The organism is Arthrobacter sp. PTI12 (genome assembly GCF_056679915.1).
On record NZ_CM155256.1, the window covers coordinates 658099 to 683328 of the forward strand.

The 25230-nt window shown below is 61.8% G+C and carries 25 protein-coding genes; 10 read left to right on the forward strand and 15 right to left on the reverse strand.

Annotated elements, in window-relative coordinates; translation table 11 throughout:
- The first annotated feature begins 4 nt into the window (after window positions 1-4).
- Both AC1MBU_RS03260 and AC1MBU_RS03265 read left to right on the forward strand, forming a co-directional pair.
- Window positions 5-2122 (forward strand): PTS mannitol transporter subunit IICBA, encoded by a 2118-nt coding sequence (locus AC1MBU_RS03260; RefSeq protein ID WP_471672732.1) that lies wholly within the window; start codon window positions 5-7, stop codon window positions 2120-2122.
- Window positions 2122-3273 carry a mannitol-1-phosphate 5-dehydrogenase gene (locus AC1MBU_RS03265; RefSeq protein WP_479788509.1) on the forward strand — a complete coding sequence of 384 codons (1152 nt, stop codon included), beginning with the start codon at window positions 2122-2124 and terminating at the stop codon, window positions 3271-3273. The genes AC1MBU_RS03260 and AC1MBU_RS03265 overlap by 1 nt, the downstream gene beginning before the upstream one ends.
- A gap of 78 nt (window positions 3274-3351) precedes the next feature.
- Here AC1MBU_RS03265 and AC1MBU_RS03270 read toward each other — a convergent pair whose 3' ends face one another.
- The 3 genes from AC1MBU_RS03270 to AC1MBU_RS03280 form a co-directional block, all read right to left on the reverse strand.
- Window positions 3352-3825: a cupin domain-containing protein gene (locus AC1MBU_RS03270; protein ID WP_277357344.1), complete on the reverse strand. Its 474-nt coding sequence runs from the start codon at window positions 3823-3825 to the stop codon at window positions 3352-3354.
- A 148-nt stretch (window positions 3826-3973) separates the two neighbouring features.
- Entirely contained in the window at window positions 3974-4114 is a 141-nt protein-coding gene (locus tag AC1MBU_RS03275) for a spore photoproduct lyase family protein (protein ID WP_277357345.1), read from the reverse strand.
- A gap of 48 nt (window positions 4115-4162) precedes the next feature.
- Window positions 4163-5347 (reverse strand): N(5)-(carboxyethyl)ornithine synthase, encoded by a 1185-nt coding sequence (locus AC1MBU_RS03280; RefSeq protein ID WP_277357346.1) that lies wholly within the window; start codon window positions 5345-5347, stop codon window positions 4163-4165.
- Window positions 5348-5503: 156 nt separating this feature from the next.
- On the opposite strand from AC1MBU_RS03280, the gene AC1MBU_RS03285 reads away from it, so the two are divergent.
- Complete coding sequence (locus tag AC1MBU_RS03285) at window positions 5504-6619, forward strand: FUSC family protein (protein WP_346027877.1); 1116 nt, start codon at window positions 5504-5506, stop codon at window positions 6617-6619.
- Window positions 6620-6649: 30 nt separating this feature from the next.
- Here the strand turns inward: AC1MBU_RS03285 and AC1MBU_RS03290 are convergent, their stop codons facing one another.
- Entirely contained in the window at window positions 6650-6961 is a 312-nt protein-coding gene (locus AC1MBU_RS03290) for a hypothetical protein (RefSeq protein ID WP_346027878.1), read from the reverse strand.
- Between the two features lie 870 nt (window positions 6962-7831).
- A complete protein-coding gene (locus tag AC1MBU_RS03295) occupies window positions 7832-8860 on the reverse strand; it encodes a trypsin-like serine peptidase (protein ID WP_479788512.1) in 1029 nt (342 codons plus the stop codon).
- Between the two features lie 845 nt (window positions 8861-9705).
- Here AC1MBU_RS03295 and AC1MBU_RS03300 point away from each other — a divergent pair.
- Together AC1MBU_RS03300 and AC1MBU_RS03305 are read left to right on the forward strand one after the other, a co-directional pair.
- A complete protein-coding gene (locus AC1MBU_RS03300; RefSeq protein WP_479788514.1) occupies window positions 9706-10170 on the forward strand; it encodes a M57 family metalloprotease in 465 nt (154 codons plus the stop codon).
- A gap of 38 nt (window positions 10171-10208) precedes the next feature.
- Entirely contained in the window at window positions 10209-10739 is a 531-nt protein-coding gene (locus AC1MBU_RS03305; protein ID WP_479788516.1) for a hypothetical protein, read from the forward strand.
- A gap of 129 nt (window positions 10740-10868) precedes the next feature.
- Here the strand turns inward: AC1MBU_RS03305 and AC1MBU_RS03310 are convergent, their stop codons facing one another.
- The 8 genes from AC1MBU_RS03310 to AC1MBU_RS03345 all read right to left on the reverse strand — a co-directional run bounded on the left by AC1MBU_RS03310 (window position 10869) and on the right by AC1MBU_RS03345 (window position 18413).
- Window positions 10869-11960, reverse strand: coding sequence for a hypothetical protein (locus AC1MBU_RS03310; protein WP_479788518.1), 1092 nt, complete (start codon window positions 11958-11960; stop codon window positions 10869-10871).
- Between the two features lie 629 nt (window positions 11961-12589).
- Entirely contained in the window at window positions 12590-12910 is a 321-nt protein-coding gene (locus AC1MBU_RS03315) for a helix-turn-helix domain-containing protein (RefSeq protein ID WP_277358996.1), read from the reverse strand.
- Window positions 12911-12914: 4 nt separating this feature from the next.
- Window positions 12915-13994: a tyrosine-type recombinase/integrase gene (locus AC1MBU_RS03320; RefSeq protein ID WP_479788521.1), complete on the reverse strand. Its 1080-nt coding sequence runs from the start codon at window positions 13992-13994 to the stop codon at window positions 12915-12917.
- Window positions 13995-14222: 228 nt separating this feature from the next.
- The gene (locus AC1MBU_RS03325; protein WP_277359931.1) at window positions 14223-14726 is read right to left on the reverse strand and encodes a MarR family winged helix-turn-helix transcriptional regulator; all 504 of its coding nucleotides are present in this window, start codon (window positions 14724-14726) and stop codon (window positions 14223-14225) included.
- 122 nt (window positions 14727-14848) lie between these two features.
- Window positions 14849-15088: a hypothetical protein gene (locus AC1MBU_RS03330; RefSeq protein WP_277359932.1), complete on the reverse strand. Its 240-nt coding sequence runs from the start codon at window positions 15086-15088 to the stop codon at window positions 14849-14851.
- 244 nt (window positions 15089-15332) lie between these two features.
- Window positions 15333-16112, reverse strand: a complete 780-nt coding sequence (locus AC1MBU_RS03335; protein ID WP_277359933.1) for a GAF domain-containing protein — start codon at window positions 16110-16112, stop codon at window positions 15333-15335.
- A gap of 107 nt (window positions 16113-16219) precedes the next feature.
- Window positions 16220-17452 carry a saccharopine dehydrogenase family protein gene (locus AC1MBU_RS03340; protein ID WP_479788525.1) on the reverse strand — a complete coding sequence of 411 codons (1233 nt, stop codon included), beginning with the start codon at window positions 17450-17452 and terminating at the stop codon, window positions 16220-16222.
- 76 nt (window positions 17453-17528) lie between these two features.
- Entirely contained in the window at window positions 17529-18413 is an 885-nt protein-coding gene (locus AC1MBU_RS03345) for a DUF72 domain-containing protein (protein ID WP_479788527.1), read from the reverse strand.
- 203 nt (window positions 18414-18616) lie between these two features.
- Between AC1MBU_RS03345 and AC1MBU_RS03350 the strand changes: the two genes are divergently transcribed.
- Both AC1MBU_RS03350 and AC1MBU_RS03355 read left to right on the forward strand, forming a co-directional pair.
- Window positions 18617-19186 (forward strand): hypothetical protein, encoded by a 570-nt coding sequence (locus AC1MBU_RS03350; protein WP_471672747.1) that lies wholly within the window; start codon window positions 18617-18619, stop codon window positions 19184-19186.
- Window positions 19187-19331: 145 nt separating this feature from the next.
- Window positions 19332-20621: an adenylosuccinate synthase gene (locus tag AC1MBU_RS03355; protein ID WP_479788530.1), complete on the forward strand. Its 1290-nt coding sequence runs from the start codon at window positions 19332-19334 to the stop codon at window positions 20619-20621.
- 66 nt (window positions 20622-20687) lie between these two features.
- Here the strand turns inward: AC1MBU_RS03355 and AC1MBU_RS03360 are convergent, their stop codons facing one another.
- Window positions 20688-21428, reverse strand: a complete 741-nt coding sequence (locus AC1MBU_RS03360) for a SurA N-terminal domain-containing protein (protein ID WP_479788532.1) — start codon at window positions 21426-21428, stop codon at window positions 20688-20690.
- A gap of 101 nt (window positions 21429-21529) precedes the next feature.
- On the opposite strand from AC1MBU_RS03360, the gene AC1MBU_RS03365 reads away from it, so the two are divergent.
- Entirely contained in the window at window positions 21530-22642 is a 1113-nt protein-coding gene (locus AC1MBU_RS03365; protein WP_479788534.1) for an alanine racemase, read from the forward strand.
- Between the two features lie 3 nt (window positions 22643-22645).
- Here AC1MBU_RS03365 and AC1MBU_RS03370 read toward each other — a convergent pair whose 3' ends face one another.
- Window positions 22646-23140, reverse strand: coding sequence for a DUF427 domain-containing protein (locus tag AC1MBU_RS03370; RefSeq protein WP_277359770.1), 495 nt, complete (start codon window positions 23138-23140; stop codon window positions 22646-22648).
- A 61-nt stretch (window positions 23141-23201) separates the two neighbouring features.
- Between AC1MBU_RS03370 and AC1MBU_RS03375 the strand changes: the two genes are divergently transcribed.
- Both AC1MBU_RS03375 and AC1MBU_RS03380 read left to right on the forward strand, forming a co-directional pair.
- Window positions 23202-24008, forward strand: coding sequence for a carbon-nitrogen hydrolase family protein (locus AC1MBU_RS03375; RefSeq protein ID WP_277359769.1), 807 nt, complete (start codon window positions 23202-23204; stop codon window positions 24006-24008).
- A gap of 65 nt (window positions 24009-24073) precedes the next feature.
- Entirely contained in the window at window positions 24074-25207 is a 1134-nt protein-coding gene (locus AC1MBU_RS03380; RefSeq protein WP_056545993.1) for an L-talarate/galactarate dehydratase, read from the forward strand.
- Window positions 25208-25230 lie beyond the last annotated feature (23 nt).

A 25230-nucleotide genomic window follows, 5' to 3' on the forward strand; every position in this document is an offset into this window, starting at 1 on the left:
TCACATGGCAACAGAGACAGCTGCGAAGCCCAAGGGCAGCATGCGCGTCGGCGTCCAGAAGTTCGGGACGTTCCTGTCCGGCATGATCATGCCCAATATCGGTGCATTCATTGCGTGGGGACTCATTACCGCGCTCTTCATTGAAGCGGGCTGGCTTCCGGTTGCGGAGCTGGGCGGCTTCGGAACGGATGCGGAGGGCAACCCGAATACCGGCCTTGTGGGCCCCATGATCACCTACCTGTTGCCGCTCCTCATCGCCTACACCGGCGGCCGGATGGTCTATGACGTCCGCGGTGGCGTCGTCGGTGCAATCGGCACCATGGGCGTGATTGTAGGCGCTGGTATTCCCATGTTCATCGGCGCCATGATCATGGGCCCGCTCGGCGGCTGGACCATGAAGAAGATCGACAAAATCTGGGACGGCAAGATCAAGCCCGGTTTCGAGATGCTGGTCAACAACTTCTCCGCCGGCATCTGGGGAGCAGCACTCGCGCTGATCGGCTTCTACGGTATCTCCCCGCTGGTCGAGGCATTCAGCACGGCTGCGGGCAACGTGGTCCAGTTCCTGGTGAACAACGGGCTCCTGCCGCTCACCAGCATCTTCATCGAGCCCGCCAAGGTCCTGTTCCTGAACAACGCCATCAACCACGGCGTCCTCACCCCGCTGGGTGTCCAACAGTCACTGGAGGACGGCAAGTCCATCCTGTTCCTCCTCGAAGCAAACCCCGGCCCGGGCCTCGGCATCCTGCTGGCGTACATGTTCTTCGGCCGCGGCATTGCCAAGGCGTCCGCTCCCGGAGCTGCAATCATCCACTTCCTCGGCGGCATCCACGAGATTTACTTCCCATACGTCCTGATGCGCCCGCTGCTGATCCTGGCCGCCATTGCCGGCGGCATGACCGGAATCGCGACGCTCGCCGTCACCAACTCCGGCCTGGTCGCCCCTGCCGCTCCCGGTTCGATCATTGCTGTACTCGCCCAGACGGCCCGTGACAGCTACTTCGGTGTGATTCTGTCGGTGATCCTTGCGGCCGCCGTGTCCTTCCTGGTTGCCTCGGTGATCCTGAAGACCTCGAAGCAGAAAGACGACGACGGCGATGAAGGCGGTCTTGCGGCCGCCACCTCGCGGATGGAATCGATGAAGGGCAAGAAGAGCTCTGTTGCCTCCAACCTGACCGGTGGCGGGAACGTTGCTGTGATGGCCGGACCGATCCAGAACATTGTTTTTGCCTGCGACGCCGGCATGGGTTCAAGCGCGATGGGCGCATCGGTACTGCGGAACAAGATCAAGGCGGCCGGCTACCCGGACGTCAAGGTCACCAATGCTTCGATCGCGAATCTACGGGATGATTACGACGTCGTGGTAACCCACCAGGACCTGACGGAACGGGCCAAGCCCGCTACCTCCAGCGCAGTGCACGTCTCTGTGGACAACTTTATGAACAGCCCCCGGTATGAGGAAATCGTGGACCTGGTCAAGGAAAGCCGCAGTGACAGGGCGGATGCAGGTGCAGCAGCGGGTACCGGCGCCGGCTCGGATGCTGATGCCGGATCCTTCGGCGGCGCACACGCTGCCGGAGCGCACGCGGCGGGAAATGCCGCGGAAGAGGCAGCCGGCGGGACGTCTCCTGATGCTCGAGGAGCCGGCGCACACGCTGCCGCAGCGTCTGCGGATGGTGAGGAATCGGCGTCGGACATCCTGGTTGCCGAAAGTGTTGTGCTCAGCGGTTCCTCGACCAACAGGGATGCAGCCATCGACGAGGCAGGGCAGCTGCTGCTGGCTCGCGACGCAGTGGATGAGGGCTACCTCCGCGCCATGCATGAACGCGAGGAATCCGTCTCCACCTACATGGGCAGCTTCCTGGCGATTCCGCACGGCACCAACGCGGCGAAGGGCCACATCCGCAAGTCCGCGGTGTCCTTTGTCCGCTACCCGGAGGGAATCGACTGGAACGGTAAGGAGGTCAAGTTCGTGGTCGGCGTGGCCGGTGTGAACAACGAGCACCTGCACATTCTGTCCTCCATCGCGAAGGTCTTCACGGACAAGGGGCAGGTGGCCCAGCTGGAGGCAGCGACCTCGGCTGAGGAGATCCTCGAAATCTTCCGGAAGGTCAACGCATAGTGAAGGCAGTCCACTTTGGAGCAGGGAACATCGGGCGCGGCTTTGTTGGGCTGCTCCTCCATCAGGCCGGCTATGAGGTGGTGTTCGCGGATGTCGCGGACGCTCTCATCAGCGAGCTGGCGGGCGCGGAGAATTACCGCGTCCACGAGGTGGGTGAGCAGCCGGCCGTGCATGCAGTCGACAACTTCCGTGCGGTGAACTCCACTACGGAGGAGAGCCGGCTGGTCGAGGAGATCAGTTCCGCTGACATCGTAACCACAGCTGTGGGCCCGCACATTCTGAAGTTCGTGGCACCGGTGATCGCGAAGGGGATAGCCGCCCGGGCCGGCGGATCCGCTCCGCTGCAGGTCATGGCCTGTGAAAACGCGATCAACGCGACCGACATCCTTCGGGAGTTCGTCGCTGCATCCTGGGATGAGGCAGGCGGGGACCTGGCAGACCGTGCGGTCTTCGCCAACACTGCAGTGGACCGCATCGTTCCAAATCAGGAGCCCGGCCAAGGCCTGGACGTGACGGTGGAGACCTTCTACGAGTGGGTGATCGACCGTACCCCGTTCGGGAACAATCCGCCGGTGATTCCGGGGGCGATGTTCGTGGACCGGCTCGGCCCGTATATCGAGCGGAAGCTGTTCACCGTGAACACGGGACACGCGTCGGCGGCCTACTTCGGGTACCAGGCGGGCCTGGAGAAGATCTCCGAGGCTATGGCTGATCCGTCAGTAGCCGCCGACGTTCGAGCGGTGCTCGGGGAAACCAAGCAGCTCCTCGTGGACAAGCACGGCTTCGATGAGGCCGAGCAGGAGGCGTACGTCCAGAAGATCCTTGGGCGCTTCACCAACCCGCACCTTCCGGACACCGTGAACCGGGTGGGGCGGGCGCCCCTGCGCAAGCTCAGCCGGAATGAGCGGTTCATCGGTCCCGCTGCCGAGCTCGCCGAGCGCGGTACTACGCCCTCGGCGTTGCTGAAGGCGATTGCGTCAGCGCTGCGTTTTGATGACCCGGCGGATGCCGAGGCGGTTGAGCTACAGAAGCTCCTCCGGTCCTCAGGGGCAGCCGAAGCTACTCAACAGATCACCGGGCTCTCATCGGACCATCCGTTGTTCCCGGATGTGCTGAAGCTTGTGGAGGAGCGGCAGAGCGCGCTGGTCTGAGTTCTGATCACACCGAAACGGCGCCGTACCCCATCGGGGGTGCGGCGCCGTCGTCGTTCTTCTTGAGGGTGCGCTGACTCAGGCGCTCTCTTCACCCTTGGTGTCGACTTCCTCAACCCAGCTCGGCGGCTCGTCCTTGCCCTGGTCCTCGTCCTTCTCGGCGTCTTCCGGGGTTTGCTGCACGATGCCCTGGGCGTGGTGGGTAGGCGCGTAAATGGTGTAGAGGCGGAGTGCTTCGTCGCCGGTGTTTTCGACGTCATGCCAGGTTCCGGCTGGCACCTGAATGCTCCAGCCGTCCTCGACATCCTGCTGGTAGGAGAGGTCGTCCTTCGACGGCCCCATCTTCACGCGACCAGTTCCTGCGTCAATACGCAGGAACTGGTCAGTGCCGTGATGCACTTCGAGGCCTATTGCACCGCCCGGCTCAATCGACATGAGCGTCACCTGCAGGTGCTTGCCTGTCCAGGCGACGCGACGGTAGGCGGCGTTTTCCGTTGTGGCGTCCTCGATGTTGAACGCGTTGGGGTTCGGTCCGTTGTCAGTGATGTCCATGAATCCATCCTTGACCATCCCGGCCAGGACCGCCAGAGTGATGGCGGGCCACCCGCCGGCCTCGGAAGGCTGATGGGCCTTCGGTTCAGGTCCAGTAAAGAAGTTACTCCCGCGAGCAAGGAAATGCTGCTGCGCTGGTATCCCAGGATCAAAAACGGAGGGTGATTATTTCGGCCGTCAGGTCGAGGTCGCTGACGCCGTCGACTGCCTCGGAGACGTCATTCAGCAGGGCGCCATACTGCTCCTGCCAACCGGGTACGGGCATGATGGGCGCGATCGTCAGACCCACCCGATAGCCGGCCGTCGATACCGCGCGAAGGGCTGCGGTGTTCCTCCTTCAAGCAGGCACTGGGAGGTGTGGGTACTCGGGTTCTCGTTGCTGGAATTGCAGTACGTCCGGGTTCAGGATGACCCCCTCGCGGATTTCGATCGCGCGGCTGATGGTCTCGCTCCGAGCCCAGGCCGCCGGGCCTGTGATGACGGTTTCCAGGAAGGGCAGCAGAGCCTCGCTGATCTCCCAACTGGCGGAATTCCAGAGGTAGGAGGGGCTGTGATCGACCGCGTAGTAGTCAATGTGGTCGCCCACCGTGAACATAGGCTGGGCAAAGGTGGTCGGCTTGGCCCAACTGAAGCCCATACCCTCATCGCAGGAAACATCAACAATCAGGCTGCCGGGCCTGAAAGCGTCCAGGTCCTTGGTGCTCAGGTAGGTCAACGGTGCATTTGGGTCCTGCAGAGTGCAGTTGACCACGATGTCCCTTTCGGCCAGGAATGGCGCCAGCGGTACCCGTCCGCGTTCGGTGATGACCTCGCTGAGGAACGGTGCCTCATGATTGTGGTCAAACTGGGCGATCCGTACCGAATGGATGGGTGATCCGACGGCGGCCACTCCCCGGTTGGTCAGAACCTGGACGTCATGGATGCCGTGGGCATTGAGGGCGGTGACGGCCCCGCGTGCCGTTGCCCCGAAGCCGATGACGACGGCGCTCAGCCGCCGTCCGTAGTCGCCGGTAGCGCCGGTCAGGGCGAGGGAGTGCAGCACTGAGCAGTAGCCGGCCAGTTCGTTGTTCTTGTGGAACACGTGCAGGCCGAAGCCGCCGTCGCTGGCCCAGTGGTTCATCGCCTCGAAGGCGATCAGCGTGAGCTTTTTGTCGATTGCCAGTTGGGTGATGGCCCGATCCTGAACGCAGTGCGGCCATCCCCACAGGATCTGCCCGTCGCGGAGTTCGGCGAGATCCTCGGGTTGCGGTTTGGGCAGGAGAACGACGTCGGCCTCCGCCAGTACACGCTCGCGTGGGACGATGCCGCCTACGAGTGGTGCCAGCTGGGAGTCTGAAACACCGAAACGCTCACCGTACCCTTCTTCCAGGATCAGGTGCTGCAGCAATTCGGGGGCAATGCGTGTCAGATGCAGGGGGTGTATCGGCAGGCGCCGCTCATCAGGTTTTCGGGTGCTGGAAAGGACGCCGAGGGTGAGGCGATCGGTCTCGGATGGTGCCTGGCGGGGGGACTTATCTGCCATGATCGCTCCTGTCGCGGAACCGAAGGGGTTCCTTGCTTTGAACGTTACAGGCATGCCGGGGCTCTGCGGGAAGCTATATCAAGGAACCACTGCATTTCACCCCGGCATACGATAGTAAGTATGCTTGTTAATCGACCTCTTCCAAGATAGGAATTTTTGCCACAGGACACGCAACGCACACTAGTGAACAGGCTGGGCTGGCTGAAGCCCTCCGTCACACGCTCGAAGCTGCTACTCGCCTGCAAGGCTGCCCTCGCCGTAGGTATAGCCTGGGTGGTTGCGCCGCTAATGCCCGGAGTCGTGGATGAATACCCCTACTACGCCCCGCTCGGCGCGTTGCTCAGCATGCATTCAACGCTCAAAGGGTCGGCGAAATACGGTCTGCAGATCCTCGCAGGGCTCGCCCTCGGTATTCTCCTCGCCGCGATCGTGCTGGTTGTCGGTGCGCCAAACTTCCTGACTATCTCGCTCGTGGTCGCCGTCGGTGTGTTGATTGGCAGCATGCGCTGGCTTGGAGCCCCGGGCCAGGAATACTTGCCCATCGCGGCACTATTCGTCCTGATTGTGGGCGGCCAGGACGCAAGCGGGTACGCGATCGGCTACCTTGTGCAGATGATCGTGGGCATAGCCGTAGGGCTCCTGGTCAACCTCCTAGTTCTTCCGCCCCTGACATTCGATTCTGCTGTACAGAAGGCATCACGCTTCCGTCGGAGCCTGTCGCGTCACCTCAACGACGTCGGTACCGCGCTGACGGAGAGCTGGCCTCCCACCCGCGAGGACTGGGCCGGCCAAAATGATGCATTGGCTGCAGCGGCAGCGGAAGTGCGGGGGACCATCCACCTCGCTGATGACAGCAGGAAGGGCAACCCGCGGGCAAAAATTCATAAGCGGAACCTGGAAGCAGATTATGAGGACTTGGCTGCCCTTGAGAACGTCACCTTCCATATCCGCGACCTAACCGAGGTACTCGCGGGGGCGGTGTGGGGAAAGCCTTTCCCGGTGGAACTGCCGGCAACCCTATGTGAACCACTCAGCCAAGCGATTCTCGCGGTAGCCGACGTGCTGGACGCTTGGGACGGGCAGGCGGACCCACAGGAACCCATCAAGCATGCAGAACGCAGTATTGAACGGCTCCACGCTGGACTTGATGAGCATCGTTCCGGGGGTCCGGCATCGATGAGCGCCGGTGCCACTGTTGCCATGGCCCTGCAGCGGATACTGGCAGCCGTCAGGATCCGGCTGGAGGGCGCCCGCGCGGGTCACGCGGACTGACGGAAATGTTGATTGGATAGCTGCGTCGTCTCACACACCTTCGAGTGAACCCTCGCCGGATTTCTCGACACGACGCACCACTCCAAGGTGGACAGCAGTGTCCGCGACTCGGTGGATCGAGTCCAACGATTCGACAACGTCATCGCCGTCGGGGGTTTCGATTACCAGCCGCCCTTTGAAAGAGGGCGTATGTGTGCCGTCATTGCAGCGCACTCCTGCGGCCAGCATTCTTCGGGCCTGTGCTCCATCAAGTACCAGGTCCGGTGATGGTTTCACGCCCTGAGCAAGCTCTAGAGCTTTCACGACACCGATGAGAGCGCCGGTCCGATCAAGTACGGCCATACCAATACGAATCCTGCTCAAACCTGCCATGTTTTCATTCCCTGTCATTGAAGCGTTACGCCTTCAACGCTAGAGAAAGGGCATGGCTAGGACCCGAGAGATGGCTGACAGCAGTGTGCAAGCCCGCTTCGTATTCCCTGATAGCGCGCTAGAAGTTTGCTCCACGCGGTTCAAGGGGAACAAGATCGCAGGGTTGCGATATGGGCGCGTCCCCCGTGGGTTCACGAAAACTGAAGCGCCGGTGGGCGGGAACCCAAGCGATCAGTTCTAAATGTGTCGGTCTAACACCGTGAGTTGGCTGTAGAAACAGATGAAACTCCCGAAGGGCTGACATGGGTCCGGGGTGCGTGCACGCAGACGTTCTTAACGGCTGCCGTTTCACACCGAAAGGGTGTAGCAACTGATTGATCGCATCTTGTCCTTGACCGAGCGCGTATCACCGGGGCACGTCACGAGCCCCGGTGATACCGTCTAACTTGCCCTCAACTCGATCATGGATCTACGGGCATAGGCGCGGGTTCGGCGCTGCGCATTTCATCCTCTGTTAGATCCTCGGGTACTTCACCGGCGCATTCGTGGGCGCTCGGGTTCTTCGAGGACTGTGTCTGCTCACTGTTCGATGAGGGGGACGACGGTCCGTCTCCATCGCCTGTGGGCTGAGCGCCTTCCTCACACTTATCCTCAGGATTTTCGCTCGTCTCCTCAGCGGAAGGAGTTGAGGTTGCAGGCGGCAACGGTTCCTCGCCCGGCGGCTGACCGTTCGGCGATCCGCACGCCGTCACGGTAACGACCAACGAAACCATAATGATGAACAGTGCTCCGCGGAGAGTGCTGGTTCGCTTCGATCGTGATGACATCGGAACTCGCTTCTTACCCATACCGGTACTCGTTATAAATGGTACCGATATTGGAACTAGAGAAATATGGGGAACGTAGGACTGTCGGGTTAACCACCCTGTCTATATTGCTCGCCACCCCGTTGGCGTAACCGCTGCTGGTGTTGTATCCGATCAACCAGGGAGAACCGCTGACTCCGCGTGTCATGTCGCAGGAAAGCTCTATCTGGTTGGTGCTGTGGTGTCTGGAGGTTCCGGTGCAATAGTGCTGCCACTGGCCATCGTACTTACCTTCAGCAGGGTAACCCTGGACAGTGAATTGTCCGATAGCTGGCCGTCCCCACGTCACTCCAAGGGCGCCCATAGCGGAAACCAGCGACACGCCATACCGCGGGTTGACCAGTGCCAATCCGACGTCGTCATTGAAGTCCCTGCTGTTGTACCAGTCATTGGTGGTGACCAGCGTGTGGGCATGCCATTGCCCGTAGGGTGAGCGACCGTGATCGTATCCGGGAACGAACGTCCAATTCCAATTCGCGCCGATATACCAACCGGAAGTGTGGTTGTAGTTGCAGTGGCCAGCAGTGAGGACCATGTTCTTGCCCTCACTGTTAATCACGGATCCAGAACAAGAGATCACCGTGTCAGTGCCAGCCTTCCGCATGAACACTTTCCCTATCTGCGGGTTGAACGCCGACTGGATCTGGAAATCTTCTTGCTGCTCAGGCTCCACAGGGTGTGAGCCGACGACCGGTTCTTCAGTGGCGTCGGTAGTGAATGAGGAAACATCAGAGGGTTTTGCTACCGGGCCCTTCGGGGCGTCTAACGGTATCGCGTTGAGCATCTCTTCCCTCGTGAGGTCTTGAGGTGCTGCTAAAGTGGAGAAGCTCTCGGATGCTGAGGGTGACTTTTCAGACGCTACGTCCGGAGACGCTTGAGCGGGAATAGTAAACCCCGTGACAGCTAGTGTGATAGCCGCCAAATAGATGACAAATGATTTTCGAGACCTAAGATTTTTCACTGATGAGACTGCTTTCTGCGGTGCTGTAACCGTATTTTCCATGCGCGCAAGCTGAATGAATAGCAGCTTGGAAGGCAGCAGAAATAAAGATCATGAACAGGGCAATTTCCCCAAATCTGCCGTTCAATGTGATGTACTCAGCATCTGGCAATGCCGTGGCCTTACCTAGCAACTTCGTCGATCGTTACCGATAAGTTATTCGGCTGTAAGGCAAGCGCCGTCAGCCATTCTGAAGGTCTGGGTGGGCTAGGACGGTGGAGTAGCGACTTGCTCCGGCGATGCTTAGGCCGAACATGTCGCAGATGCGGCGGAGGTCGCCACCGCTGGCATGTAGTTCGTGGAGGATCCGGTCTTCGCGGGCTTGTTGGGCGGTCATCCCAATTGAGGTGGTGATCCACTGGACGCCCACCGGGGCGCTGTCCAGGGCTGTGCGCCTGCTGACGAAAACGTGCGGGTTCCTCGTTGACGGCCAGCGTTGTTCGCGGTAGGCCAACCAGAGGAAGATCCGCTCCCGTCCCCCGTGGGTTCAGGAAAACCGAAGCCTCCGTCGGTGGGAACCCAAGCGACCGAGCCTAAGTCCATCGGTAGGACACCGTGAGTTCGCCGCGTCGCTGATGACCGTCCTGCCGGGGACCACCTGCATGGTTGATCTGTAGATGACTTCGGATCGGTGCTGGCTCCTTTGGACGGTTATGTAAGTCATCAATTTTGTATCAGTATCCACCTTGGGTATTGTTCGCCGCACGCTGACGTGGCATGGTGAAGCTTCCTATAGACCACATGGGGGTGGACCAGTGTCACATCAAGGTTTTCAGAATCGAACTCAAAGCCGTGGTAATCGCATAACTTCTATCGTTGGCGTTCTTGCAATCGTGCTCTTAACGTCAGTGCCTAGCGGCGCCAGTGCTTACACGTTTACCGGGTGCAAATGGCCTAGTGCGAATATCGCTTGGAGTAATCAAACTTCCGGTACATATTCGACGGCGGCATTGGCAGCCGGAAACCGATGGTCACAGTTGTCAGATGTCAATCTGTCGGCGACCGGGGGCAACATCCGTGTATATCAGTCGTACACGGGAGCAGACGGATATGCCGGCTATTCATACTGGAGTTGCCCGTATTACGGGCAGACAATCAGTGCAGAAGCAAGGCTTAACACCTACTACGCCGACGCATACCCAACTCTGAAGAAGAAGACGGTTTTCGTTCACGAGATCGGACACGCGGTCGGGTTGCACCACAGTCAGTACTCCAACGCCGTCATGTATACCTGTCCGGCGTGTGTCTATAACAACTATTACTACAGTGACCCGCAGTCCGATGATATCGCGGGCATGAACGCGCGCTACTAGGGGGAAAAGTGCAACAGAACCAACATCATCGAACCAGAATGACCTTCGGCATTGCATCGATAGTTGTCGCGCTTCTTGCCGGATGCAGCAGTTCTCCGGATGGCGACTCCGGAATGTCGGCTTCCAGGGAAAAGCTATATGAGAGCGTCACCGAACTAGTTTCAGACAGCAGTACTGTCGTCGTCGGTGAAGTTATTGCTCAAGAGACCGACAGTGAGAAGAACACCGTTTCCACTGTCGCTATCAATTCGATCGAAACCCCTCCAGCGCTCGGCGAAGCAATAGGGTTACCCGAGCTTCCCATTCTCGGTTCTGGTGATTCTGTGGGCGTCCGTCAGCTAGGGACTCCGGACATGTCCGAGACACCGGCGCCCATCTTGGAAGTGGGACAGAGCTACCTACTCTTCCTGCGTCCAACGGAGCTGCCAGGGGAAGCTAGTGAACTGTTCTACGTCGTAGGCGGCGTAGCCGGGATTTTCGTCGCCGACGCGGGAACATTTTCTCGTTTAGTGAGGGACTCGAGGGATCAGCTGCCGAACCAATTGACTACTGCCGATCTAGCGGGATAAGGATGGAACCCCCAGGATAGAGGTGCTTCAGCTGTCATACGAAGCTTGCCCCATGTGGCTATGAACTGCAGCTCTGCCCAATATCTAGCGGACCCGCGCATGGCGCTCTGGGCGATGAACGGGCGCTACCTAGCCTTCTCCGAGGAGGTCTGGGTGGGCTAGGACGGTGGAGTAGCGGCTTGCTCCGGCGATGCTTAGGCCGAACATGTCGCAGATGCGGCGGAGGTCGCCGCCGCTGGCATGTAGCTCATTTAGGATTCGGTCTTCGCGGGCTTGTTGGGCGGTCATCCCTATCGAGGTGGTGATCCATTGGACGCCGACTGGTGCGCTGTCGAGGGCTGTGCGTCGGCTGATAAAGACGTGCGGGTTCCTCGTTGAGGGCCGGCGTTGTTCGCGGTAGGCCAGCCAGAGGAAAAGTCGGTCCTGGACAGGCTGTGCCAGCGGAATGGTGCGCTTGCCTAAATGGAGGCGCCCATCATGGATATCGGTCAACTGCAGCGTGCGCAGTTGACCGGATCTAAGACCGTGAAAAGCGACTATCGCTGTGAGGGCTGCCCGTGCCGGGTCTGCGGAGTTGATTGCGTCGCGCAGTGCAGCTGAGGCCAGAGGCATCGGAAGAAGAGTTTCATGGGTGCCGGTTCGAATGCGGTCGATCGGGTTGAGGAACAGGAGGCGGTGACCCTTGAGCACACGGAACAGGCAGCGTAATCCTTGTCCCATCCGGGCGCGAGGGTTGCCTGCTTCTGGAAGGACGTCTCTGACTTCCTCGGGTGTGATCTCCCGAAGCGAAGTCCGTCCGGCGGCGGCCCAAGTTTGCAGGGCAGGCAGAGACCAGCGCAGGTATAGGCGCGTTGTTGTTTCTGAGCGGGGCTTGCTGCGGGGCGGGGTGTTGCTGCCTTTGAGCATGATGGTGTACCAGCGCTCGAGCTCGGTCCTTATCTGTTTTGGCAGTTCAGACACGGTGGTCTCAAACCATCTGTCTACGGCGGATTCTCTGTCGTCGTCGAGCAGGCCTGCTGCTGCGCAGACTTCCTGCAGCCGAAGGGACGTGATTCCAATACTTTGCAGGTTCACGAGGTCAGTGGCGAGTAGCGGGGCGCCGGGAGTGTCCTGCAGGCCAAGCGCGATGGCCAGTCCGCGACGTGTCCTTTTCGTGGTTGTGAGACTCCACCCGTGGTCGCGGGCGTGTTCGATCAGGAATTGATTCAGGAATGCAGCCATTTTCGGTTCAGCAGGTGCCGGGAACCCATGGATGGCTCCGTTGGCAAGGTTGCGAAATGCCGGGAACAGGGTGAGTTGGCGGTGGTCGAACGCTTCGAAGGTTGGTGCTGGGCTTGTGATGGGGGGCTTTGTGCGCTTCCGTCGGGTGCCGCGGTGCTGCCCCACTCTGGCATGTCGGAGATTCGCTAGGAACAGTTGCTGTCCGAACCGGTTGGCCTCTACCAAGCTGATCCCGCTTTTCCTACCTCCACTGGTAACGAATTGGCTCCGGCAGAGCCGACATGCCTGGTCGTCGTTGACGGCGACGTCCGCAGAGCAGATTCTGCAGCGCCCTTGGGGGTGCTTCTTTCGCCAGTGTCGGCACGCGTCGCAGAGCCATTGGTGGGTGCGTGTCACGCCCCAAGCGTGGCAGTCCCTGCATGCGGCCACTGGTTGGGGTGAGCTGCGGTGGCATCGGTCGCATAGGCCGGCGGAGTAGTAGCCGTCGGTGCGTCCGCAGCGCCGGCACGGTGGCGGGACGTAGGGTCCGCCGGGCATGCAGTCGTAGCAGAACTTCGTGCGCCGGGGTGCGCTCCATGCGACGGGCCGCTGGGCGCAGATCGTGCAGTTCGGTGGTGGATTGGATCCCCTCATGCGGGAGGTGTGGTTCGGTTGCGGCCGAGCCGGGGAACCATGGAAGGCACGGACCCGCCTGATGAAACTTGCGCCTTTTGCGGGCGTGCCGCGGCGATCTTCTCCGGCTCGCGGATCAGCAGTTCAGTGGGCGAGCAGTTGAGTACGAAGCAGATGATGTCGAGGTCTTCGAGGCGGATGGTGGTCGGGGTCCCGGTCCAGAGACCGGACATTTTGCCAGCACTGATTTCCAGGCCGGCATCAGCGAGTTGGCGGCGCAGTTCGGTCGATTTCCAGATTCCGCGCTCGGCGGCGACCATCCGTAGATTCCAACGCATCGTGTCACTCTCCTGTCAGCCGGGCGGCCACTCGTTCGTTAGCGACCGCCCATGCGTGGTTAACGTGGTTCTCGTGGACATGGATATAGCGGGTTGTGGTCGACAGCCATTCGTGTCCGAGTAGTTCCTGCACTGCTTTCAGGTCCAGGCCACGAGCGTAGAGGGACGATGCGCAGTAGTGGCGTAAGCCGTGTGGGCTCAGTCGCCCTTTCCAACCTGGCAGCCAACGTTCCACAGCCCCTGCCAGGCCGGCGCGCAGAGCATCATCGCCGGCCCGAGCACAGCCCCCTGTGTGCTGGTCGTGCCGCTCGCTGGGAAGCAGCGGGGCGTCAGGGTTCAGGTAGTCATCGCCGAATTGGTGACGCACGTCGGTGAACCACCAATCCAGCAGTGCATCGACGGAATTGATCGCGGGGACAAGCCTCGGTTTCGGGCCGCGGCCGCGGCTGCCCTTCCCGTAACGGATGTGGAGCTTGCCGTGGTCGCCGAGGTCCGGGCGCCAGTCCTTGACGTCGAGCATCACGGTCTCGTTGATCCGCAGTCCTGCCCGGCGCCAGAGGGACGCGGCGAGATAGTCACGGGCAGCGGGGAGGTACTTGCGTGCGGTGGGTAACGCATCACGCCACTGCCCGAAGAGAGCCTCAACTTCAGGGTCACTGGGCGGAACCCGAACGGCCGGTGAGGAGGAACTTGAAGGTCGGTTGAACTCGTCGATCGGCTGCGTCAGCACATAACCGGTAAGCGCGTGGACATCCCCTTGGTATCTGGCGATTAGGAAGTCGAAGAAACGGGCAAGGGTTCCTGCTTTACTTTCCCGTGTGCTCCGAGTGTTTCGTCGCTCCTGCCGCAGATGGGTCAGGAACCGGTCCGCATCGGACGGCGAGGCCGTCCAGACCGGCTGCCCCAGGAAACGGGTGAACTCGAAAATCACCGAACGCTCCGTCCGCACGAACTGATCAGTAAGCCCCGCACCTACCTGGGCCAGCGCAAACTGATCCACCAACTCCTGCTCAAAATCCTCCTCGTCCTGCAAAGATTGCAGTGCCCGACTGAAACCGATGGAGCGGACGGTAGCAAGCGCCATCACGCACACCTGGGTTCGGTAATATTTAGCACTGATCATGAATATCACGGAAGCTTCAGGAATTATGAAATCGCGTCACAATTTGTTCCGCCGGTCAAAAGTCGGGTCTTGGCCAGATCCCGCATGGACTGGAGGTTAGCTACTCATGAACGAACCTGCGGGATTCCAGACAGACGACGGTCGTTCGACCACTTCAACCTGCAGCCAAAGCCGCGAAATTCTCCGGTTTCAGGCGCTCTGGCGGTCACCGCGAACCGAAGCTGAAAGTGAAATCAGCTCCGAATTCGCCAAGCCGGCCTGCTGCTGATCGACGTTGGAGACTGCAGGATGAAGAGAAACTATGACGTTCTCCAACGCGGCGCGAAGGTTCTGATTAGCCAGCCCGGTGGACCGATCGAATTCTTCCTCTTCTGCCTCCAGAGTCGACAGGAGTTGCCGGCCGATAGCAGTGAGCTCGACCAGGAGGACACGGCGGTCCTCTTGGTCACGCACCCGGTGCACAAAGCCTCGCAGCTCCAGCCGCTCCACGGTCTTGCCCACAGTCTGCGGCTGAATATGCAGCACGGCGGCCAGGCGGGCCTGGGCAACCGCCGATCGATCGGAGAGGACCCGCAACAGAGTCAGGCCGGAGTGGGTGATTCCATGGGCTTTCAGCCGCTCGTTCTCGTAGCGTTCGTTCATCCGGGCTGCCGTATTGAGCAGCCGACCGATCGACCATGAGTTGATTTCCACTGGTTCCCAACTTCCCTTTGTGCCAGCCCGGTCACCTCACTCGCGGGCTGTTGATAGGTAAGCCTACTGATGGTGGCCCTATTTCACCTGAGTATTATGCCGTGGTTTCACACAAGAAACGCTCAACCCTGGACAAGCCGGATCAGGGGAGCGTCCTGTTCGTCCAGTTCAGCATCGCGGCGGTCAAGTTCATCCGTAAGTTCTTCCTTGCGGATTTCCGTCTCGAACGACGGCGTGCCGTCCCGAACGTATTCAAGGTCAAGCTCGCGGTGCACCTTGCTGTTGAGGATCTCCACCTCAGTGAGCGCGAGCTCACTGAGGTCTTCGGGGAATGGGTCAGAGGGGCCGAGTTTGGAACTCAAAGTAATCGCCTATCGATCAGCACTTTCGGGCCTGCTTCTGGACCCCAGCCCGAGATGTGAAATCTCGTGGCAGTCAGAATCATAACCGTCCCGCAATCCTGATGCGTTTCACGTGGATTAAGAGTGCGTAGCACTACTCAGCATCCGGCGGCTTTCGCTGCGAGACAGTAACAGTCCGCGCCCGTCCAAACCCATTTCACCTGACCCGACTCGCGCCGTGAGCCCACGAAGCTCGCGCCCGGGATCAACGGTTGAGAATTTCTTCCTGGACGAGGCGGGCCAGGTCCTTGAGGAACTGCCCGTCTTCGACGGAAAAGTCGCGTGGTTTCTGATCGATGACGCACAGTGTGCCCACGGTCCATCCACCGGGTCCCCGTAAGGGGTAACCGGCATAGAAGCGGATGAATGGCTCGCCCAGCACGAGTGGGTTCTGCCGGAACCGTTCGTCCTCAAGTGCATCATTGATGATGAGCGGGCCGGCGTTCCGGACCGTCGTATCGCAGAAAGTGATCTCCCGCGGCAGATTCTGCTCAATCGGCCCAAGCACTGATTTGAGAAACAAGCGCCGGTCATCGAGCAGAGCGATGATTGACGAGCTGACCTGGAAGTGCTCCTTTGCCTGTTGCGTGTACCGATCAAACCGGGCCTCGGGGAAGGAGTCCAGTAAGCGGGTCCGGTCCAATGCGGCCAAGCGTTCATTCTCCTGTTCGACGGCGCTGAACAGGAATGCCCCTGCCGCACCGAGTCCCCGTCGCGGGTCCCTGTCAGGGGAGTCGGCGTCGCTCTCGGAATGAACCGGTACACGGGTCTGCACCGTTGTCAGCTCAAGCAGTTCATTGGCGGCTTCGGCCAGAAGATTTCGTTCCAGAGACGGCAATGACAGTTGGCCCGTCAGGTAGCACTGCACCTCGAACGCTGAGATGCCGCCTCCAAGTCCGTAGTAACGGATCCACAGATCCTCAACACTCAACTCCGCCTCAGACAAAGCCGTGGACGTCATGTCAATCTGCACTTGCTCGTTCAACGTACCTCCAGGGCAATCCAACTAGCGATCCCAGCAGCAGCCGAGCAGTAGGAAGCAGGAGGCTGGGATGATAAGCGTGCTGATCATCCCAGCCTAGACGCTTTTCGTCAGGTGAGGGGAATGACCTCGTAGGTATGGCCTGCCGCGCGAAGCCGCTCAACCAGCACGTCGCCGAGGGCGGTCGCCGGGGTCAGCGATCCTGCCGCGGGCGGCAGGCGGTCGCCGTCGAGGGCAAGCGAGAGCGCTGCCTCTCCGGCCATGACGGCGGTGGCGGCGTATCCCGGGTCCCCGGATCCGGCTGCGACGGCCCGGTACCGCCGGCCGCTCTGGGTGGAAGCAGTCACCTGGGAACGGAACCAGCCAGATCGCCGCGCGGCCTCGCTCGGGCCCGCCCCGGGCGAGGGAAGGACGCGGTCCAGTAATTTCCTCGTGAGCGGTAGGGCCAGTGCGGTGCCGAACACCCGCAGGCCGAGCGCCGTCGCTCCGGCAAGAACGGCCCCGGCGGGCCCGCGCCGCATACCCATCACCTCGCCATATCGCAGGGACTGTCCGTAAGCCCAACCCTGCAGGGCATTGCTGCGACGAACGATCCGCGTGTTCACTGACGCCATGAGAAAGGGAGCGGTCCACAGGCCGCCCTCCGTGCGGCCGACCCATCCCAGGTCCGCCGGTTGCCGGGTGGAGGGCTCCGCCGTCCGGTCCGGACTGAGGGAATAGGGATCACCCGCGAGGAAACGCAGCACAGGATCCGACCGCATGCCGTCGAGCTGCCCGCGCATCGACTCGATGGTGCCGCCGCTGAAGCCACCCTTCGCCCTGGCGACGAGCTGCACTTCGATCAGTCCGCCCGCGCCGTCGGCCTCCGCGGCGTGGTGCAGGAGGAGCACTGCGAGGTCCGACGGGACCGAGTCGTAGCCGCACGCATGGACGATCCGTGCACCGGTAGTCCTTGCCAGAGTGTCGCAGCGGTCGATGGCTTCACGGACGAAGGACACCTCGCCCGTCAGGTCACCGTAGTGGGTGCCGGCGCGGGCACATGCCTCGACGACGGGCAGCCCATACTTTGCGTAGGGACCGACCGTGGTGAAGAGAACCCTGGTGCCCGCGGCCAGCGCAGCGAGCGAGTCAGGGTTCTCCGAGTCAGCCTCGATGAGAGCCCAATCGTGTGCGGTGACGGGCAGCCTGGACCGTACGGTCTCCAGCTTCCCTCTCGACCTCCCGGCGAGTCCCACGCGCAGGTCCGGCGGAGCGTGGTCCGCAAAATATCCGGCGATCAGTTCACCGACGAAACCAGTCGCACCGAAAAGGACGAGGTCGTGGTCGCGCGTTGGTGCCTCCATGCCAGCAGTCTTCCATGGCAGCGGCTTCGCGACATATGTGGGCGGATTCCTGGAGCTGATGCAACCACTCCGGGCCTTACGAAGGTGCAGGGCCGTCGTCGTTCTGGGGTTTGCTCTTGCCTAGCCGCTCAGCGAGGCCTATCGCGTTGAACGGGGCGTGGACCTTCACATTGTTGTCGAAATACAGGTAGACGTCGCGACCGCGCCCGTCCGGGCAGGCACGTCCGGACAGCCAGCCCTCACTGAGCGCCGCCCACTCGTCCAGCTCTGTATCCGTGTAACCGCTGGTGTAGAGCTCGGTGCTGCCGTGCAGCCGGACATAGACGACGTCGCCGGTCACCTCCCGGAACTGCGGCCATTTCTCTGCCGAGTCCGCCACCACCAGCCCGACGCCGTGACGACGCAGAATCTCGTAACATTCCTCGGTGCCGAAACTCTCATGCCGAGGCTCGAGCACATGGTGAATCGGCCGGTCCGCGTCAGTTGTTACCCAGTCCCGGTCCTTGAGCCGCTCATCGTGGCCGCCGGCGAGCGAGGCGGCCGACGTCGTCGTTCTGGGTAGTTGAGAGAAGAAGGTATCCAGGAGTTCCGGATCGAAGCGGCGGGTAGCTGGCAGCTGCCAGAGAACGGGCCCGAGTTTCTCGCCAAGGGCAAGCACTCCGGAGGCGAAGAAGTTGGCCAGCGCGGTCTCGGCATTCCGTAGTCCGAGCATGTGCGTGATGTAGCGCGGGCCCTTGACGGAGAACCGGAAGTCACCCGGCACGGTGTCCCGCCAGCGGAGGAAGCTGTCGCGATGCTGGAGCGAGTAGAAGGTCCCGTTGATCTCGATGGTGTCGAGCTGGGACGCGGCGTACTCAAGTTCGAGGCGCTGCGGAAGGCCGGCCGGGTAGAAGGACTTACGCCAGGGTGCGTACCGCCAACCGGAGATGCCGCAGCGGGCTCGGGCCTGGGAATCCGACATGGGCGAACGCTACCCCGCGCGGCGCTTCCGGCACCAGTGGCGCCGGACAGTTGGCAGAGGCAATTGTCCTTGTTGGGGCAGTTGTGTCGGGCGTAAAATGCAGTCCTCAGTTCACTGTTGGGGGCCGACGTGAAAGGAGTCGGAGACACCCGTTCCCTCACGTCCGCCGCGACCAGCGTGGCACCCCAGAGAAGCTGAACATCATGGATTCCGCCCTACCCCGCGTTTCCCTGCGAACCTCCTATTCACCTCCGCGCATTGCACTCTTTGCCGTCGGCGCCACGGCAGCCTGGATTTTGTCCGTGACGATCGGCGCTTTGCTCGAGGTTGATCCGGGGGTCGCGAAGGTTGCCCTCATTGTGCATACCATCTCCCTGGTCGCGGCATTCGGTGCTGTCCTGCTGGTCGACTGGGTGGGGTTCCTCTGGCTGATCTCGCGGCGGAAACTGGTCGAGACCAGCCGGATAGAGTCTGCGGCTATGCCCATCATCTGGGGTGGGCTCGCAGGCTTGCTGGTCACCGGCGCCCTGATCAACCCGGCCATGGAAAATCCCCTGACCATCATCAAGGTCTGCGCGGTGCTGGTGCTGATGCTCAACGGGATCCTCCTCATACCGTGCATGCGACGGCTGAACTCCATGCCGGCAGGGACCCGGTTTGGCGACGTCCCCGCCGGGATGCGGGTTCACCTGCTGATCTGCCTCGCAATTTCGCAAACCTGCTGGTGGACGGCGATGGTTGTCGGGTTCATCAACAGCTCAGACCTTCTCTAGCGTCTCCTTTTGTGTTGTCCGCTAAACTTGGGTGGTAAGAGCCCCGGACTTCTTACAAGTCTTGGGGCATTCTCATGCACGGCGGCACCTTTTCGCGCGGCACGCGGCGCGCACTTGTTGCCGCCAAACAATGGGGGAGGATCCCATGCCAGCAATCGTGATCGTCGGAGCCCAGTGGGGCGATGAAGGCAAAGGCAAGGCCACAGACCTGCTCGGCGGGCGTGTGGACTACGTCGTGAAGCCAAACGGCGGCAACAACGCCGGGCACACCGTCGTCGTCGGCGGAGAGAAGTACGAGCTCAAGCTCCTTCCCGCCGGCATTCTCAGCCCCAACGCCATTCCGATCATCGGCAACGGCTGCGTCATCAACCTCGAGGCTCTGTTCCAGGAGATCGACGGGCTGGAGGCACGCGGCGCTGACACCTCGAAGCTGCGCGTTTCCGCCAACGCACACCTCGTTGCTCCCTACCACCAGGTCCTCGACAAGGTCACGGAACGCTTCCTCGGCAAGCGCGCCATCGGAACCACCGGTCGCGGCATCGGACCGGCCTACATGGACAAGGTCGCGCGCCTTGGCATCCGCGTACAGGACGTCTTCGACGAGTCGATCCTTCGCCAGAAGGTTGAGGGATCGCTCAAGCAGAAAAACGAACTCCTGCTCAAGGTGTACAACCGGCGGGACGTCGAGGTCGAGGAAATCGTCCAGTACTTCGTGTCCTTCGCCGACCGGCTGCGCCCGCTGGTCATCGATTCCACGTACGTGCTCAACGAAGCGCTCGACGCCGGCAAGGTGGTCCTCATGGAGGGCGGCCAGGCCACGTTCCTCGACGTGGACCACGGCACCTACCCGTTCGTGACGTCATCCAACCCGACCGCGGGTGGAGCGTCGGTGGGCTCCGGCATCGGGCCCACCCGGATCAGCCGCGCCGTCGGCATCATCAAGGCCTACACCACCCGGGTAGGCGCGGGGCCGTTTCCCACCGAACTGTTCGATGACATGGGCATCTACCTGCAGAAGACCGGCGGTGAGTTCGGCGTGAACACCGGCCGGCCGCGCCGATGCGGCTGGTATGACGCCGTGCTGGCCCGCCACGCTGCGCGGGTCAACGGCTTCACCGACTACTTCGTGACCAAGCTCGATGTCCTCACCGGGATCGAGCAGATTCCGGTCTGCGTGGCCTATGACGTGGATGGCGTCCGCCACGATGAAATGCCCATGACGCAGACCGAGTTCCACCACGCCAAGCCGATCTTCGAGTACTTTGCCGGCTGGACCGAAGACATTACCGGCGCACGCACCCTTGAGGACCTGCCGGAGAACGCCCAGGCCTACGTGCGGGCGCTCGAGAAGATGTCCGGTGCCCGGTTCTCCGCGATCGGCGTTGGCCCGGACCGCGACCAGACGATCGTGATCAATGATCTGATCGGCGGTTAGCTTTCCTCATGAGAACGGCCAGGTTCCCGTTGCGGGGACCTGGCCGTTCTTATTGTCCGGGTTGGCTCAAAGATTACTGACGACGTCGGCCTCTTCACGCAGCTTCTCTACCAGCGCAAGCGCGACTTCCGACGTTTTCTGCTGCTTGGCCTGCTGCTCAAGCTGCGACTTCACTTCCTCATACGGCGGGATTTCTCCGCCCTGCGCGGCCGCGGCTCCCGAGGCCTTGGCCTCTTCGTACAGAGCCTTCAATTCCTCCTCGGTCGGCGCGGCGTCAGCGCCTTCCTCTGCGAGCAGCGCATCGATTCGGACCTGCTGCCTGATTTGCTCGATGGCTTCCTCCTTGGGAATGCCCTGCTTCTCTTCAAGCGCCGCGAACAGCTCGTCAGCGGACGTGAACTGGTTCGATGCAACCAGCTCATCAGTTGTCGCTGTGATGGCTTCCTCGCTGGCTTCGATCCCACGGGCGTCAGCCTCCTGGATGAGAAGCTTGTTGCCGATGAGGTTGTCGAGTGTCTGCGTCTTCAGCTGTTCCTGGTCGACTTCCTGCCCGGTTACCTGGGACTGCATGGACATTTGCGTGAAGGCGCCCTCATAGGAAGTGGTGAATTCTTCCTTGGTGACCTCGATGCCATTGACGGTTGCGACGACGTCCGGGACCCCTTCAAGATCGGGGGTAGCGGCTTCAGCCGGTGTGCTTGCTGCACTTTCACTCGGTGCAGGCTCTGCCTCGGTGTTACCGGCGCAGCCAGTTGCGAAGGCGAGCGAGCCCGCCAGGACAACGCTCAAGAGCAACTTCTTCTTCACGGACTCTCCTCATGTTGATGACCGACGTAAAACTGTAGCAATCGGGAATGTGCGTCGGCTCGGCGTCGGCTGGACAGACGCTGGACGGTAGGATGCGCAAGATGCCGAACTTCAGCGCCGACCTGCACCTGACCAGCCTCCCGCAGCTGCTGCTTGATGTTGATGCCATTGATGCCAACATTGAGCTCAAGGAGCAGTGGGCGGTCGAACACTCCATGGTGCTGGCTCCGCATATCAAAACAACGATGACCCGCGAAATAGTCCAGCGTCAGCTTCCGGGTTCGTGGGGAGTAACAGTCGCGACGACGGCGCAGGCAGCCCATGCCGTGGGCTGGGGTGCCCGGCGGATCCTGATTGCCAACGAAGTGGTGTTTCCTCCGCTGGTCCGCGAACTGCGCCGGCTGCTGGAGATCAATCCGTCCGTCGAGGTGTACTGCCTGGCTGACTCTTCGGCTGCCGTCTCAGCACTCGCGCGCGGATTCGAGGACACTGACCGGCAGCTGTTCGTGCTGCTCGACGTCGGTATTTCGGGCGGGCGCACCGGCATCCGACATCCTGCGGAGGCTCCCCGTCTCGCCGCAGCGGTGAAGGATGCCCGCGGTCTCCGCCTCGCGGGCATCAGCGCCTACGAGGGGATTGCGCCGAATGTAAGGACCCCCGAGAACCTGGCGGTGATCGACGCGCACTGCCGGACGGCGATGGAAGTGTTCGATGCGCTGCGAGACCAGTTCGAGGTCGAGCGGCCACTCTTCTCGGTCGGCGGGTCGGCCTTTCAGGACCGTGCTGCACAATTCCTTCCGGAAGGAGCATTGAGCGTGCTCCGTTCCGGCTGCTACGTCATTCATGACCACGGCACCTACGCGGAGGTCTCGCCGTTGCCGGGTCTGCGGGCCGCAGCGGTAGTGCGCGCCGTCGTGCTTTCCGTGCCGGAAGTGGGGCGGGCAATCGTGGGTGCGGGGAAGCGGGAGCTGGCATACGACGCCGGCCTGCCCACCCTCGTGGCACACCACCGGGACGGTGAGGCGCTGCCTGAGCCGACGGGCGTCGTCGTTCGGTTGTTTGACCACCATGCGGTGGTGGACAGCGCCGGATCCCTTCAGATGGGCGACACCGTTGATCTCGGCATTTCCCACCCCTGCTCCGTCTTTGACCGGTGGCGAACGGCGCTTGCAGTGCACGGCAACTCAACGGAGCTGTGGCACCCGCAGTTCTGAGGGCTACCAGCCCCAGGTGCCCGGCGCGCCCTTGAAGGGACCCACCACCTTCGAGGTGATCCAGCCGCCGTAGAAGTCGCCGGGCTGAGCCTGGACCACCTCATTGTCAACGAGGCAACGGTCCATCCGGCCCGGATACACGGCAATGGTTCCGGTCAGCTGCTCAAAGCCGGCCGTGGGTTCAAGGTACGTCCAGGCGGACCGTTCCGCGCGTGCTGAGCCGGCAACGACGTCGTAATAGGTAGCCGCTCCCTTGAATTCACACCAGGTGGTTCCATCCACCCGGTGCAGGGTGCCCGGAGCGAAATCCGCCTGCGGCACATAAAAGACGGGCGGATGGCTCGTTTCCAGGACGCGCATGGCGCGCTGAGTCCGCGCGATCTCCTGACCGCCGAATTCGAGAACGACGACGCCCGGATAGTTCTCGACGCGGGGCGGGCGCGGGTAGTCCCACACCGACTCCTGGCCCGGCCCCGGCTTCTCTCTGCTGATACCCATGGGGCCACGCTACTCTTCGGTACCCTTGAAACAGCCCCACTTCCTATCCGAGAGGTCCGCGATGAAGATCAGTGTTGGACAATTCAGGCCGGGCGGGGACGTCTCCGCAAATGTCGCGACCATGCGGGAGCTCGCCGGCCAGGCGGTGGAGGACGGGTCGGAGCTGATCGTCTTCCCCGAGGAATCCATGTTCTCGATCGGGAAAGTTGAGGGCGCGCTCGCTGCTGCTGTGGACGCAGGCTGGTCCGTCTTCGTGCAGCAGCTCTCTTTCCTGGCGGCGGAACTGAAGATCGCCGTCGTCGCCGGCGGGTATGAGTCCAGCGGCGAAGAACGCCCGTACAACACGCTGGTGCTCATCGAGGACACCGGGCGGATTGTGGACACCTACCGCAAACTGCACCTCTATGACGCCTTCAGCTACTCCGAGTCGCAGCGCATCAAACCGGGCGACGGCGGAATCACCGTGGTGCCGGTCGGTAGCCTCAATGTGGGGCTGATGACCTGCTACGACCTCCGTTTCCCGGAGCAGGCGAGGGCGCTCGCAGACCGTGGTGCCGACGTCGTGCTGGTGCCTGCTGCGTGGTTCAAGGGGGACCACAAAATCGAGCACTGGGAGACGCTGCTGCGCGCGCGGGCCATCGAGAATACGGTGTGGATCGCGGCGGCGGGGACGTCGTCCTCACACACGATCGGGCACTCGGCCATCCTCGATCCGATGGGCGTTCCGCAGGTTTTCCTGAACGACGAGGAGCAGGGTGTGGTGACGGCCGAGGTGACCCGGAAGCGCATCGAAGAAGTGCGTGAATTCCTGCCCGTGCTGCGGAACCGCCGGTTCGCGCGGAATGAGGAGATCGTCGAGGGTCACTAACTTGTAGGACAAGTTATGTAGTTGTACTATAAGTTATCCGATCCGCTCTTTAGAAGGCTTCCGCGATGACTTACACGCCCGATGCGATCCGCCACGTTCAACTCTCCACCGTCACGCTGCCGCTGGCCACACCGATCTCCGACGCCAAGGTTTTCACCGGCAGGCAGAAGCCCATGACCGAAGTGGTCTTCCTCCTCGCGGAGATCCTCACGGAGCAGGGGGTGTCCGGGCTCGGCTTCTCCTACTCGAAGCGGGCAGGCGGCCCGGCGCAGTATGCACACGCGAGGGAAGTCGCCGAGATTCTGATCGGTGAGGATCCCAACGACATCGCCAAGCTGTATAACAAGTTGCTCTGGGCAGGCGCCTCGGTGGGCCGCTCCGGTGTTGCCACCCAGGCGCTCGCTGCACTGGACATCGCGCTGTATGACCTGAAGGCGAAGCGCGCCGGACTCCCGCTGGCCAAGCTGCTCGGCTCCTACCGGGACTCGGTGCGCACCTACAACACCTCCGGAGGCTTCCTCAACGCGTCGATTGACGAGGTGAAGGAGCGTGCCTCGCAGTCACTCGCCGAGGGTATCGGCGGCATCAAAATCAAGGTGGGCCTGCCGGATTCGGCGGAGGACCTGCGCCGCGTTGCAGCAGTCCGCGAGCACATCGGCCCGGACGTGCCGCTGATGGTGGACGCGAATCAACAGTGGGACCGCGCCACCGCCCTGCGCATGGGGCGCAAGCTTGAGCAGTTCGACCTGGTCTGGATCGAAGAACCCCTGGACGCCTACGACGCCGAGGGGCACGCAGCGCTGGCGCTGGCACTTGATACCCCCATCGCCACGGGCGAGATGCTCGCGTCCGTCGCGGAGCACGAGCGGCTGATTGCGACCCGCGCCTGCGACATCATCCAGCCCGACGCCCCGCGCGTCGGTGGCATCACCCAGTTCCTCAGGCTCGCCACCCTGGCGGACCAGGCGGGGCTGGACCTTGCGCCGCATTTCGCCATGGAAATTCACCTGCATCTCGCCGCTGCGTATCCGCGCGAGCCGTGGGTTGAGCACTTCGACTGGCTGGACCCGCTGTTCAACGAGCGGCTCGAGACCCGCGAAGGCCGCATGATCGTCCCCGACCGTCCGGGCTTGGGCGTGACGTTCAGCGATCAGGCTCGCGCGTGGACTACGGACAGCGTCGAGTTCGGCCGGCGCTGATCAGGCTGGCTGTGGCAGGCAGC

What these genes read in the sequence shown, in the direction of transcription:
- AC1MBU_RS03320 (WP_479788521.1), bottom strand. Translation starts at nt 13,994, where the DNA reads ATGGCGCTTGCTACCGTCCGCTCCATCGGTTTCAGTCGGGCACTGCAA.
- AC1MBU_RS03260 (WP_471672732.1), top strand. Translation starts at nt 5, where the DNA reads ATGGCAACAGAGACAGCTGCGAAGCCCAAGGGCAGCATGCGCGTCGGC.
- AC1MBU_RS03295 (WP_479788512.1), bottom strand. Translation starts at nt 8,860, where the DNA reads ATGGAAAATACGGTTACAGCACCGCAGAAAGCAGTCTCATCAGTGAAA.
- AC1MBU_RS03310 (WP_479788518.1), bottom strand. Translation starts at nt 11,960, where the DNA reads ATGGCTGCATTCCTGAATCAATTCCTGATCGAACACGCCCGCGACCAC.
- AC1MBU_RS03340 (WP_479788525.1), bottom strand. Translation starts at nt 17,452, where the DNA reads ATGGAGGCACCAACGCGCGACCACGACCTCGTCCTTTTCGGTGCGACT.
- AC1MBU_RS03355 (WP_479788530.1), top strand. Translation starts at nt 19,332, where the DNA reads ATGCCAGCAATCGTGATCGTCGGAGCCCAGTGGGGCGATGAAGGCAAA.
- AC1MBU_RS03365 (WP_479788534.1), top strand. Translation starts at nt 21,530, where the DNA reads ATGCCGAACTTCAGCGCCGACCTGCACCTGACCAGCCTCCCGCAGCTG.
- AC1MBU_RS03345 (WP_479788527.1), bottom strand. Translation starts at nt 18,413, where the DNA reads ATGTCGGATTCCCAGGCCCGAGCCCGCTGCGGCATCTCCGGTTGGCGG.
- AC1MBU_RS03380 (WP_056545993.1), top strand. Translation starts at nt 24,074, where the DNA reads ATGACTTACACGCCCGATGCGATCCGCCACGTTCAACTCTCCACCGTC.
- AC1MBU_RS03315 (WP_277358996.1), bottom strand. Translation starts at nt 12,910, where the DNA reads ATGCGTTGGAATCTACGGATGGTCGCCGCCGAGCGCGGAATCTGGAAA.
- AC1MBU_RS03290 (WP_346027878.1), bottom strand. Translation starts at nt 6,961, where the DNA reads ATGGCCGTACTTGATCGGACCGGCGCTCTCATCGGTGTCGTGAAAGCT.
- AC1MBU_RS03280 (WP_277357346.1), bottom strand. Translation starts at nt 5,347, where the DNA reads ATGGCAGATAAGTCCCCCCGCCAGGCACCATCCGAGACCGATCGCCTC.
- AC1MBU_RS03370 (WP_277359770.1), bottom strand. Translation starts at nt 23,140, where the DNA reads ATGGGTATCAGCAGAGAGAAGCCGGGGCCGGGCCAGGAGTCGGTGTGG.
- AC1MBU_RS03375 (WP_277359769.1), top strand. Translation starts at nt 23,202, where the DNA reads ATGAAGATCAGTGTTGGACAATTCAGGCCGGGCGGGGACGTCTCCGCA.
- AC1MBU_RS03305 (WP_479788516.1), top strand. Translation starts at nt 10,209, where the DNA reads ATGACCTTCGGCATTGCATCGATAGTTGTCGCGCTTCTTGCCGGATGC.
- AC1MBU_RS03270 (WP_277357344.1), bottom strand. Translation starts at nt 3,825, where the DNA reads ATGGACATCACTGACAACGGACCGAACCCCAACGCGTTCAACATCGAG.
- AC1MBU_RS03350 (WP_471672747.1), top strand. Translation starts at nt 18,617, where the DNA reads ATGGATTCCGCCCTACCCCGCGTTTCCCTGCGAACCTCCTATTCACCT.